Origin of the sequence: Primorskyibacter sedentarius, assembly GCF_004342065.1 — a bacterium.
In the GTDB taxonomy this organism is placed as follows: domain Bacteria; phylum Pseudomonadota; class Alphaproteobacteria; order Rhodobacterales; family Rhodobacteraceae; genus Primorskyibacter; species Primorskyibacter sedentarius.
This window is the reverse complement of the sequence record NZ_SLZU01000044.1, coordinates 1-11284: the sequence shown is the minus strand read 5'-3', so window position 1 is coordinate 11284 and position 11284 is coordinate 1. Positions and strand designations below refer to the sequence as shown.

Below are 11284 nucleotides of genomic sequence, written 5' to 3'. Positions count from 1 at the left end.
CGGAACTCGGCCGTGTAGCTCGGGGTATGTTTCTTGTTTGTCATGAGGCTCACCTTTTAAGAGTTTTACTCTCCGGTAAACCCGGGGCGGTTCAGATCAGGAATAAGCGCCTGCCGAATAGGTCAGCTCGTAGCTGTGGCTATAGATCTCGAAGATGACGCCGAACGGATCCTCGACATAAACCATGCGGAAGGGCTTTTCCTCGGGAAAGTATTCGCGGACGGGCATTCGCTGCTTGCCGCCAGCGGCAAGGATCTTCTCCAGAAGGTCCTCGAGGTTCGGGTCCTGTACCGCGAAGTGAAATGTCCCATGGCGACGGTAGGCGAAATTGTCGTCGGGTTCATGGTTGCCCTTGAACTCGAACAGCTCGAAGCCGATGCCATCGGCACTCGACAGATGCGCGATCCGCAGGCGCTCCCATCCAGGGCCAAAGACATCCGTACACATAATGCCGATGGCGCTCTCGTCCTCGGTCACCTCACTGGGCTGCATGATCACGTAAAAGCCCATGACCTCAGAGTAGAATTTGACAGCGGCATCAAGGTCGGGGACGGAGATGCCGATATGAGAGAATGTGCGCGGTGTCGGGGCCATTGAGCTGTCCTTTGTTTGCTGATTGCCAGAAGAGATAGACAAGTCCGCGCAAAACATGAAATTATCAAACGTGATGCTTATGATAATTTGATGTAATCAAAATGCTCAATGCGACCTGGCTCGAAACCTTCGTGACCCTGACCGAAACCGGACATTTTACCCGGGCGGCAGAGAGGTTGAACATGACCCAGCCGGGCGTGTCACAGCATTTGCGCAAGCTTGAGGAACAGTTGGGGCAAAGCCTGATTGCGCAAGAGGGCAAGAGCTTTACCCTTACGCCAGCAGGCGAGGCGGTGCGCGACCTCGGACTGTCACGGCGGATCGAAGAGCGGCACCTCCGCGATACCATCATGGCCGATGATCCCGACGTGGGGGAGGTACGAATTGCCTGTTCAGGCAGTTTCGCCCAACTGCTCTACCCGCGACTTCTTGCGCTCATAAGGGACGCGCCCAGACTCCTGATTCATCTGGAAGCCGCCCCGCAAGACACCGTTGTTTCCGGTGTTTTGGATGGGGAGTTTGATCTGGGCATCGTGGGGTATGACACGGGCCATCCGCGCCTTAATGCACAGCCTATTGGACGCGAAGAGCTGTGCCTGATCCTGCCCTCTGATGCCGCCGATGAGGCGGTCACATTCGCGTCCCTCGATGAACGTGGCTTCGTCGCACATCCCGATGGTTTCGCTTATGCCGACGACCTCTTCTCGTTGAACTTCCCCGAAGCGTTCGCCGGGGCCGATCGAATGAAGGTGCGGACCTTTGTAAACCAGATCGGGCAAATCCCGGCGCCAGTGGCCGAGGGCATCGGCTACACGCTGCTGCCACGCAGTGGGGTTGAAGCGTTCTCCAGGCGCAATCGGCTGAAAATTGTCACTCTGCCACAACGTCGATACCATGAACTTTGGTCAGTCACCCGACGCACCCCCGAGCCGACCGCGCGGCTTCGTACGATTATGAGGATCGCCCGCGATGTCGCCAGTGAGATCGGATGACTTTTGCAGTCACCCATGGTGCCTTTGCGTTGGGCTGTGCATGAGCAATTTCACGGCGTTGGCGCTCTCGTCTTCAAGCGCGGCCAATGCAAAGCCAGCACTCGTGTCGGCGTAGCAAAAGGTAACTGATTCCGCTCCGCCGGTATTTACCATCCAAAATGCTACGCGATGCGCGAACGGCCGGTTTGGTGAAGCTCACCGTAGCGCTGATTGTTAAGGTGAGCGGCGGCATTGGGCCGTGAGCACTCTCTGTGTGCGGGCGTTAAACGATGTCTGCTGCCAAGCGAAAAACGACATGGTTGAGCACGCAGCATATTGCTAATCGACATGCAGGATCCCGATAGGGCGCTCAAAGTCATCCACTCGGTCAGATGTAGAAAAGCTACGGTGCCACTGGTCGGTTTGCTTTTCTGTCGATTGGACGGATCACAGCTTCACTGTTCCAACGTTAGCATTCATCCTACCTCGACCGTTTTTCCAGGGTTCATGATATTCTTTGGATCGACGGCACGCTTCAACGTCGCCATGAGAGCATAGGCGGTGCCGTGTTCTTCTTTCATGTATTGCTTTTTGCCGGTGCCGACGCCGTGTTCGCCCGTGACGGTCCCTCCGAGGGATAACGCGAGGATGTTGACCTTCGACGCCAATAACTTGGCCTGCGTCAGTTCCTCGGGATCGTTGGGGTCAATCAGGATCATCAGGTGGAAATTGCCATCGCCGACATGGCCGACAATAGGGGCGATCATACCAGATTCCGCAACCAATTGCTTGGATCTAGAAATACACTCCGCCAGAGCCGAGATCGGAACACAGCAATCGGTGATGAGACCTTCGCAACCCTTGCGCAATGACTTACCGGCGAAATAAGCATTGTGCCGTGCGGTCCATAGCCGGTTGCGGTCTTCCGCCTTGGTGGCCCACTGCAAGCCCGACACTCCAAATTCTTCTCCGACGCTTTCAAACATCGACACCTGTTCCTGCACACCGGATTCGGACCCGTGGAATTCCAGAAACAGATGCGGTTTTTCTGACAGGTTCAGGTCGGGATTGAAGATGTTCATGCCTTTCATCTGAACTTCGTCCAGCAATTCGATCCGCGCCATGGGAATGCCCATCTGGATTGCCATAATCACCGCGTTCACCGCGTTGTCGACGGTTTCAAACGAGCAGGTTGCCGCAAGGATCGTGTCAGGCTGGCCAAACAGGCGCACCGTGAGCTTGGTGATAATGCCAAGCGTGCCTTCCGACCCGACAAATAGATGTGTCAGGTCATAGCCCGCGGACGATTTGCGCGCGCGTGATCCGGTTTCTATGATGGTGCCATCGGGAAGCACGACCTCAAGCGCCAGAACGTTCTCGCGCATCGATCCATAGCGCACCGTGTTCGTGCCTGAAGCCCGGGTGGCGGCCATCCCGCCCAATGTCGCATTCGCGCCAGGATCGACAGTGAACATGAGCCCCGTCGCGCGCAGGTCGTCGTTGAGCTGCGTCCGCGTGACGCCGGGTTGCACGACAGCGTCCAGATCACTTTCATGGATTTCGAGGATATTATTCATGCGGCTGGTGTCGACGCTGATCCCGCCGTGGATGGGGATCACGTGACCTTCGAGCGACGTGCCGATGCCGAAGGGGACAACCGGAACCGCGTGACGCGAACAAATCTTCATGATCCCGGAAACTTCTTCGGTGCTTTCGGGGAAGGCCACGGCATCTGGCAAGGCGGGCTCAGTGTAGGCCTCATCGCGGCCATGCATTTCCAGGATGGACTCGCCGGTCGAAATGCGCTCGCCCAACAGGTCTTTCAAGTCAGAGATGGCTTGGGCGGTCGTGTCCGTGTTCATGGGAAGGTCTCTCCGAAGTGTAGTCGAGCACGAGGGTTTGATCCGCTATGCTAGAAAGCGATAAAGCCGATCTCAGTCCAATTGCGTGTTGATGGTGTCGGTCTGGTCGTCGCCGGCCCATCGGGCCGCCAGGTGCAGCAGGATGATGATCATGGCAATCGGAACCGACACGGAGATCCAGACCATCGGGATGCCAAGCGTATCGGCGGTCAGGCCCCACTGACGGGCCAGAAAGCCCTTGGCAAAGCCCCCCCGCAGGCCGATGAAGCAGAAATAGACAACGGGCAGGACGAAGGTCAGAACCGCCGCAGTATGAACGGCTTCAGCAAGATAGCCGAGTAGGTTTGGACGCTCCGGCGCGACGCTTTGCATCAGCACCGCGTCCGAGCGCGTTTTGAACGACAGCGTCGCACCCAGCAGCCCGGTCCAGACCATCGCATAGCGTGCCACGTCTTCGGTCCAGACGGGGGGCGCGGAAAATACGTAGCGCGCAATGATTTGCAACACGACGGTCAAGAACATGAGGCAAACAGCCAGAACGGCGGCCGCTCGCGCAACGTGATGAACGTGGTTGCTGGCTGCGATGATGACGTTACGCATGGGTCGAATCCTGCCCGTAGGAGCCGGGCCTAGTCAAAGGCCCGGCGATTGCGGTTCAGCGGTTGGAATTGGACAGATCCGCCCAGATATTTACATCTTCGGAGGGCATCAGACCGGACTCGTAAACCGGCTTGGACGCCTCACGAAACACCGCACGTTCTTCTGCGGTCAAACGCTGCACGGTCACTCCTTTTTCTTCCAGTGCTGCGAGGCCGCGTGCGGAGGCTTCTTTCAGCCACGCGCGGGCAGCAGCGTCCGCCGTTTCGACGGCGTTGTCGACCGCGACCCTGTCAGCATCAGACAGCCCGTCATACCAGTCCTTGGAGACGAGAACTGCGCGCAGCGGAATGATCACACCAGCATCCGAGAAGTTCTTGACGAAATCGGTTTGACCGAACATCACCGGAACAAAGGGAGAGTTCAGGTAACCGTCGATCACGCCGGTTTGCAGGCCTGCAGGCACTTCGCCCCAAGGCACGACAGTGCCGCTGGACCCCCAAGCTTGGTACATGGCGATCTGTGCATCGTCGAGCGCCCGCATACGCAGCTCCGCCATATCGGCAGGCGAACGGACGACGGCATCGGTCGTAATGATGCCCGAAAGCGGGCCAAGTGGGGCCAGCGCCAGTACAATCGCATCCTGGTCTGCCAGTTTTTCGTTGACTCGATCAAAGACTTTGCCTGTCTCGAGAACGCGATCCATGTGATCGACATCATCGAAGATATATGGCAAGCGAACCCCATAGATGAAGGGATCGACCTGCGCGATGGCGCGTACGTCTGACAGAGAAACCTCGAGCAGGCCGGTAGAGACCTGGTCAAATTTTTCGGATTCGTTCCCGACGGATCCACGTGGCATTTCCCGGACTTCCATCCCCGCATCCGTCAGCGCCGCCCCGAACGCATGCGCCCAATTGTAGGAGCCGCTGGTCTCCAGGTCCGGCGCGCTGTCCAGGGCGATCTTGACTTCCGCGCTGACTGCAGTGGACAGCGCCAGCAATGCCGCCAGTGAGAGTGCCTTGAGTTTCATGTTCTTCTCCTCCTTAAGTATTCTAATTGACTGAAAAGCCGAGCAAGCCGGGCAATGTGAGTGAGAGGGCTGGCCAGTAGACCAGCGCCAACAGCAACAGGACCTGTACGACGATGAAGGGCAGTGCGGCGTAGGCCAGCCGCCAATAATTGAGGTTTGTCAGCGCCGAGACGACCACGAGGCATTTGCCCAGCGGGGGCGTGATCAGGCCGACACACAGGTTGAAACATAGCACGATGCCAAGTTGGATCGGGCTGATGCCCTGTTCCAGAGCCTGAGGCGCAAAGAGCGGAATGAGCAGCGTCAAAGCTACTGGCGTGTCCATGAACATGCCCGCAATCAGGAATATCCCGACAAGGAAGAACAGATACTTTGTGCCCGTCAGCCCAAAGGAACCGACCCAGTTCGCCAACGCGCTGGACCATCCGAGCTGCCCGGCCAGGTAACCCAGCACCGAAATTGCCGCCAGAATTACGAAGATCGTACCGGTCATCTTGGCTGTTGCCTCGACCGCGTCAAAGATCATGCGCAGCGTCAGCCCTTTGTAGAATTGGCCTGCCATCAACGCGACCAGAACAGCGATGGCGGACCCTTCGGTCGGCGTCGCCAGACCAAAAACGAGCGACCCGAGGATCACCACCGGCAGGCACAAGGCTGGAGCCGCGTTGAACAAGCTTGGCAGAAACGGCGGCAGATCTTCGGAATTCCCGCCGGGATGTCCCTTCATTACGGCAATGGCGGCATTAAGCGCCATTAATGACGTCGCCAGCAGTAAGCCCGGCACAACTCCCGCGATGAATAAAGCGGCGACCGATGCACCGGTCAGGCCGCCGTAAATGATCATGATGATCGAGGGGGGAATGATGGGCCCGATCATCGATGAGGCCGCGGTGATGGCACCTGCATAATAGGGGTCATAGCCGCGTGCCTTCATCTCTGGCACAAAGGTGCGCGACAAGGCGGCGCTGTCTGCGATCGCTGAGCCAGAAATACCGGCAAAGAACACGCTGGTCAGGATATTGACGTGGCCCAGACCGCCCCTGAAGCGTCCAACAATGGACATGGCGAAGTCAATCAGGCTGCGTGTGACGCCCGCGCGGCTCATGATTTCGGCAGTCAGGATGAACAGGGGCATCGCCATGAAGGCGAAGACGTCGAGTTGTGCGAAAATGCGCTGGGGCAAGATGGACAGGAACTGGCTTTTGTCGAGCGCCACGAAAGTCAGAACCGAAACGGCTCCCATCAGATATGCGAAAGCCGTGCCGCTGATCAGGAATATGATGAAGATTACGGGGATGAGATACATTGTGCTAAACGGCCGTTCGCATTGCGGCCGTATGGGACTGGCCAGCGCTGTTAAATATGGGCGGATGGGTCACGATGGACCGCAGGTCGATGACAGACGGCGCAAGATCCGCCATGTCAGGGCAGGGTCGTGCCGTTTCCTTGTCTGCCGCAAAAAAGGTCTCGACAGCCTTGGCTGTGGCCAGCGTCGCCTCGTCCCCGCGTACTGGACCCAGAATCTGGAGCCCAAAAGGCATGCGGTGTGGGTCACGCCCGCAGGGCAGCGTTATCGACGGGCCGCCAGTGAGAGAACCGCGATATGTCAATGCCAGCCAGCGGTAATAAATATCCATGCGTTGGCCGTCGATCTCCAAGGCGTGGGCTTGGGTCCACGGGAACGGAGTCACCGGCGATGTGGGAAGAAGGATCACGTCTAAACCCTGCATCACCGCATTGAAGCGTCGCAGGATGCGGGTTTGTTCGGCATGGGCCCAGGCCCGGTCAGACAGCGTCATGGCCTGGCCCAATGCAACATTGATCGCGATGTCGGGGCCGAACGCATCGGGGTCGGATTTGATGATTTCGCCGAAGGCCGAAACGAAGCTCTCGGCGCGAAGAATGTCAAAGCACCGATCCATGTCCCCAAGGTCCAGATCAACTGCGCGGCATTCCCGTACCTGAGGTGCGATCTTCTCGACACGTGCCCGGAAGGTCTCCCGAATGGCGGCGTCCACAGGTGCGCCTCCGAAGTCGTCACTGTACCCGACGCGCAGAGTTTCAAGGCTGACGGTGGGCAATGTTGTAAAACGATCCGGGGCTGCCCGTGAGGACAGGGGATCGTCAGGGTCAAAGCTCGCACAGACACGTAACATCAGGATCAGGTCATCCATAGTACGCGCCATTGGGCCAAGCACCGAAATCCCAGACCATCCCAGCGGCCGGGTTGGATGGGCGACGACATCGACGGACGGGCGATACCCAACGACGCCACAGAGAGCGGCAGGCAATCTGAGCGACCCGCCAGTGTCCGACCCGGTGCAAATGGGCAGGAGATCCGCCGCTAGTGCGGCCGCTGATCCGCCCGAAGATCCGCCCGCAATCAGATTGGCGTCAAACGGGTTGCCCGTGGCACCCCAAACCGGGTTGCGGCTGTTACCGCCGGCGCCGCATTCGGGAACATTGGTCTTGGCAAGAAGGATGGCCCCGGCCGCACGTAGTCGCGCCACCATGGGCAGATCGACCTGCGGACAATTGGCACGCATTCGCGGGCTTCCATGGGTAGTCAGAAGCCCCTTTGTATCCTGAAGATCCTTCACGCCCACCGGCAATCCGTCGAGCGGCCCCTTGGGCGTCCCGGCCCGCCATCTGCCTGTCGCCTGAACTGCTTCGACTACTGCGCGTTCGGCATCGATAGCGGTCACGGCGTTAATCTTGGGATTAATCTGCGAAATCCGTTCGAGGCAGGCTGCCAGATATTCGCTGGGCGTCAGCCTGCGGTCCGCGTAGCGCTGCAATACCTCTTGGGCTGAAAGGGCCATCAATGCGGCCGCGTTCATGCGCCCACCCCTGATGCCTTAGGCGTAATCGAACCTCCCATCGTGCCCCCTCCCAAGAAAACGATTTTGGTTATGATATTTCCAAATTTTCACCAATAATATTGAATATTAGGATTGAAACCTTAACCAAATGGAATTGTTTTAAGGCCGTCCGTCGTTTTTTGTAGGCATTTCAAGAAGAACGCCAAGGTGGGATTCGTGTCGACCTGGTCGCTACGCCAAAAGCAGCGGGCCTCTGACAGCAAGCCCCTCGTGTCTATCGGTAGCGAAACGATGTCGCCTCGCGCCGCATGGACCTGCGCAAGCCGTTGCGGCAAGAGCCCCAGCGCGGGCATCGCCTCCATAAGTGCCAGATTCAAGGTAAGCGACAGGGAGGCAATCGTGTTGGCCGGAGGGGTCAGCCCATTCTCGGCAAAGAGCGCATCGATTGCGCGCCGCGCAACCGAGTTGGCCTGCGGCAGGATCCAAGGAAAATCGACGAGATCGCTCCATTCCAGATCAGTTCGGTTTGCCAGTCCGTGGTTGCGCCCTGCCACGACGACCACCGGTTCCGCAAACAGGCTCAGCTGTGCGATGCCGGGCAGCTCCTGGGGCTGCCAGATCCGGGCGATCAAAAGATCCAGCGCACCGGTCCCCAACTCGGGCAAGAGCTCGACAAAATGTCCCTCCTTGATCGATATGCTGGCCTGCGGCGTGCTGCTTTTCAGTAGTGCAATCGCCCCAGGCAACAGGGTTGGCGCAACCGAGCTGACAACCCCGACCGAGACCGAACCCGAAACGCCGCTCGCCATCGCCTCGATGTCGAATGCGGCCCGGTCAAGTTGATTGAGCGCTTGCCTGGCATGTTCGGCCAACCGTTGCCCGATTGCGGTCAAGAACAGCCGATTGCGGTCGCGTGTGACGATGGGAGCGCCGACTATCCTTTCCAGTTCCGCAATCTGCTTGGATACGGCGGGCTGGGACACGTTGAGCGCTTCGGAAACTCGCGCCACAAGTTTCAGCTCTGACAAGGCCGCAATGACCCGCAAGTGGCGGATCGTTATCGCTCTTTGGAATTCATGGCTCAGAATGGCTGCAACTCCCGGATTTGTTATCTTAGGCGTTCTAAGCCTACGATATTAGGTATAGTTCGGGTCATTGCTCTTACGCCAGTTCAGCTCCAAGCGATGTGCCGCGCAAGTTGACAACGAATGATACAGCTTTAGCCGCAAAGCACGACAATGGCCGATGTGCAGCTGGGTTGGCAGCGCACGGCATCAAAGGGCGGAGTTTGAGAGGAGTAAACGCAAGATTTTCAGAACGAGATCTCGGCGATGATCGTTGCAGGGGTAACGCCTGTTCTTTGAGCGCGAACCCCGGAGCGTCGAGCAAATGCTTCTTCGACCTCTCGGCGATGCTCGTCCGAAACCCGGTCACCCTCGCAGGCTCCTTGGACCACCCAACGTTGGTAGGCAAACGGTCCTGCCACGACGCCGGAAATGACTCTTGGGGCTACATCATTTTTCTGAACCTTACCGGAGACGACCAATGTCTTGATCGCCTCGGCGATGATCTCGGCGCTTTCCTGAAATTCCATACCTTCTATCTTCCGCTCTTCATGATTTGCCTTGCCGTCGGTCAAGCAGTGGCGGGCGACGAAGAGCCAGTCATGCACCATGTATGCAGGCGCGTAACCCCACGGAGAAAAGCCGTTGAAGAGCTGCCCAGCTTTGGGAATTGACCCACCGTCAGTGTACATCATTTCCGGTCGTAAGCTGGTAACTGCCGCGCCAGGCCTGTTGCGATAGAAGGTGAGTGGGCGCGTGCGGCTCGGGACGAAGACGAAACGACCGTCCCCTGCCTGGTCCCCTTCACCCACCCACATAACCAGCAGTGAACCGTCAAACCGGCCCACGGGGGCATTGTCGAAATCTACGGCACCGCAGGCCGTGAGGAGCAAACAGGCCAGCGTAGTAATATGAACACCAAAAGACATTTTCTGTCCTGCGCTTGAATTTTCGGGACTCTCTTAGAATTATAGCGTATTTCGCGCCGTTTAGCTTCTCCCGATCTACCATACATGCCGCGCGAGAAATAAAATGACCGGTAGGTAGATGCTGCAGTTCGGGGCCGCAGGCTGGGTCGATAGGCACTTTTGGCTTGCAGCTACCCTGGCGCGGACCCAACTCACGGGAAACTCCGGCCAAGGGAGCGTATGCAACTGCATCGGAAATCAGGCCTACGCGGCACTTGCCCATGAGGTGCCTCTTTGAGAATAGCGGCCATTCGAAGGTGTTATTCACAGACTCTCATACTCGAAAGCTCATCGTTTTTGACCGTCCACAGCTAACGGGTTTATGTGCCTTTCGCCAGTTCTGAAGCATCGTTCAGTCGGCCCGCAGATCAGTCTCTGGCGGAGCATTTACGTTTAACGTTAATCTCCGCCCGTTCAGAAGCTGCGCAAAAGCAGTCGGCCCAACCTTCGGCCCGCCAATGTTACGAAAGGTGCGTCGCATGTGGCGAAAGAGCGCGGCCTCCACCCGCAAGACCTCTGGCGCTGTTCCGTGGGCCCAGAAGCGCGAGCGGATCAGGGCACCTTCCGGGTGCTCGCCAGCAAATTGGATGACGACGGACGATGTGAACTCCGGCGGGCGGAGTGAATATCGCGTGCCTTTGATATTCTGGTAGCTAGAGGTCTGAACCTGCGTGCCCGGCGGCACCAGGAAAACATCTTGTATGATATGGCCCGGAAACATTGTCAGAAGGTCGGGGATTTTGCGCGCCTTCTCATAGAAGTTGACAACCGGGGATGCAAAATCCGGATGAACCACATAGACAAACGTGTGTTCCGCTTCGACGAGTTCCATCAGGGCATGGAAATCGGCGGGGGTGGCATAGAAATAAGTGCACTTGCGCATGTCAGCCAGTCGTCAAGCCAGCGAGAAACGCCTCAAAGCTCGGCGCGATTATGTGCATTCCCACGTCGAGAGGAACTTCGTGGTCGCGGAAAAAGACCTTCCCGTGGTTCGGCCCCTTCAGCGCAATAACGATCTGGTTGCCACCATCATCACTGCCGATGCTCAGATACCAGGGACGAAGATCCTGACCAAAATTCGCGTGGAAGTACCAGAGGTCATTGTAGGTGTGTTTGGTATTCACCGCATAAAGAGCGTGCAGAGTGGTGCTCGATTCCCGTCCATTCTGCGTGAATGTGACAAGTCGGTTCTCGGGCGTCTGCCCGTTCCGTTTGGCAAGCCAGTCACGGTAGGCGGGGGGCAGCCTGGCATCGAGCACGCGCTCCAGCAGGTCAAGCGGTGTTGTCACGTTAACGGGCCTGAGGTTACTGGTTCATTGATCTGGGCGTAGGCGGTGTTGATGCAGACACAGAAGATCAGTTACAAACGCCAT

General features: G+C 57.8%; 11 protein-coding genes. 1 reads left to right on the top strand and 10 read right to left on the bottom strand.

Going from position 1 to position 11284, the window contains the following annotated elements:
- Positions 1 to 96: 96 nt before the first annotated feature.
- Positions 97 to 594 carry a lactoylglutathione lyase family protein gene (locus tag EDD52_RS22840; protein WP_132248926.1) on the bottom strand — a complete coding sequence of 166 codons (498 nt, stop codon included), beginning with the start codon at positions 592 to 594 and terminating at the stop codon, positions 97 to 99.
- A 101-nt stretch (positions 595 to 695) separates the two neighbouring features.
- Here EDD52_RS22840 and EDD52_RS22835 point away from each other — a divergent pair, with 101 nt between their 5' ends.
- On the top strand, positions 696 to 1586 hold the full coding sequence (locus tag EDD52_RS22835; RefSeq protein WP_132248925.1) for a LysR family transcriptional regulator: 891 nt from the start codon (positions 696 to 698) through the stop codon (positions 1584 to 1586).
- A gap of 455 nt (positions 1587 to 2041) precedes the next feature.
- Here EDD52_RS22835 and EDD52_RS22830 read toward each other — a convergent pair whose 3' ends face one another.
- The 9 genes from EDD52_RS22830 to EDD52_RS22790 form a co-directional block, all read right to left on the bottom strand.
- A complete protein-coding gene (locus EDD52_RS22830; protein ID WP_132248924.1) occupies positions 2042 to 3427 on the bottom strand; it encodes an FAD-binding oxidoreductase in 1386 nt (461 codons plus the stop codon).
- 72 nt (positions 3428 to 3499) lie between these two features.
- Positions 3500 to 4027 (bottom strand): TRAP transporter small permease, encoded by a 528-nt coding sequence (locus EDD52_RS22825; RefSeq protein WP_132248923.1) that lies wholly within the window; start codon positions 4025 to 4027, stop codon positions 3500 to 3502.
- A gap of 55 nt (positions 4028 to 4082) precedes the next feature.
- A complete protein-coding gene (locus tag EDD52_RS22820) occupies positions 4083 to 5057 on the bottom strand; it encodes a TRAP transporter substrate-binding protein (protein ID WP_132248922.1) in 975 nt (324 codons plus the stop codon).
- A 22-nt stretch (positions 5058 to 5079) separates the two neighbouring features.
- Positions 5080 to 6363: a TRAP transporter large permease gene (locus EDD52_RS22815; protein WP_132248921.1), complete on the bottom strand. Its 1284-nt coding sequence runs from the start codon at positions 6361 to 6363 to the stop codon at positions 5080 to 5082.
- Between the two features lie 4 nt (positions 6364 to 6367).
- Positions 6368 to 7897: an amidase gene (locus tag EDD52_RS22810; protein ID WP_132248920.1), complete on the bottom strand. Its 1530-nt coding sequence runs from the start codon at positions 7895 to 7897 to the stop codon at positions 6368 to 6370.
- Between the two features lie 122 nt (positions 7898 to 8019).
- Complete coding sequence (locus tag EDD52_RS22805; RefSeq protein WP_279389292.1) at positions 8020 to 8964, bottom strand: LysR substrate-binding domain-containing protein; 945 nt, start codon at positions 8962 to 8964, stop codon at positions 8020 to 8022.
- A 227-nt stretch (positions 8965 to 9191) separates the two neighbouring features.
- The gene (locus EDD52_RS22800; RefSeq protein ID WP_132248918.1) at positions 9192 to 9872 is read right to left on the bottom strand and encodes a hypothetical protein; all 681 of its coding nucleotides are present in this window, start codon (positions 9870 to 9872) and stop codon (positions 9192 to 9194) included.
- A gap of 391 nt (positions 9873 to 10263) precedes the next feature.
- A complete protein-coding gene (locus EDD52_RS22795) occupies positions 10264 to 10743 on the bottom strand; it encodes a hypothetical protein (protein WP_132248917.1) in 480 nt (159 codons plus the stop codon).
- 52 nt (positions 10744 to 10795) lie between these two features.
- Positions 10796 to 11200, bottom strand: coding sequence for an SMI1/KNR4 family protein (locus EDD52_RS22790; protein ID WP_132248916.1), 405 nt, complete (start codon positions 11198 to 11200; stop codon positions 10796 to 10798).
- Between the last annotated feature and the right edge of the window lie 84 nt (positions 11201 to 11284).

Excerpts from the sequence above, each read along its gene's own strand:
- EDD52_RS22840 (WP_132248926.1), bottom strand. The coding sequence starts at position 594 with ATGGCCCCGACACCGCGCACATTCTCTCATATCGGCATCTCCGTCCCC.
- EDD52_RS22835 (WP_132248925.1), top strand. The coding sequence starts at position 696 with ATGCTCAATGCGACCTGGCTCGAAACCTTCGTGACCCTGACCGAAACC.
- EDD52_RS22830 (WP_132248924.1), bottom strand. The coding sequence starts at position 3,427 with ATGAACACGGACACGACCGCCCAAGCCATCTCTGACTTGAAAGACCTG.
- EDD52_RS22825 (WP_132248923.1), bottom strand. The coding sequence starts at position 4,027 with ATGCGTAACGTCATCATCGCAGCCAGCAACCACGTTCATCACGTTGCG.
- EDD52_RS22820 (WP_132248922.1), bottom strand. The coding sequence starts at position 5,057 with ATGAAACTCAAGGCACTCTCACTGGCGGCATTGCTGGCGCTGTCCACT.
- EDD52_RS22815 (WP_132248921.1), bottom strand. The coding sequence starts at position 6,363 with ATGTATCTCATCCCCGTAATCTTCATCATATTCCTGATCAGCGGCACG.
- EDD52_RS22810 (WP_132248920.1), bottom strand. The coding sequence starts at position 7,897 with ATGAACGCGGCCGCATTGATGGCCCTTTCAGCCCAAGAGGTATTGCAG.
- EDD52_RS22800 (WP_132248918.1), bottom strand. The coding sequence starts at position 9,872 with ATGTCTTTTGGTGTTCATATTACTACGCTGGCCTGTTTGCTCCTCACG.
- EDD52_RS22795 (WP_132248917.1), bottom strand. The coding sequence starts at position 10,743 with ATGGAACTCGTCGAAGCGGAACACACGTTTGTCTATGTGGTTCATCCG.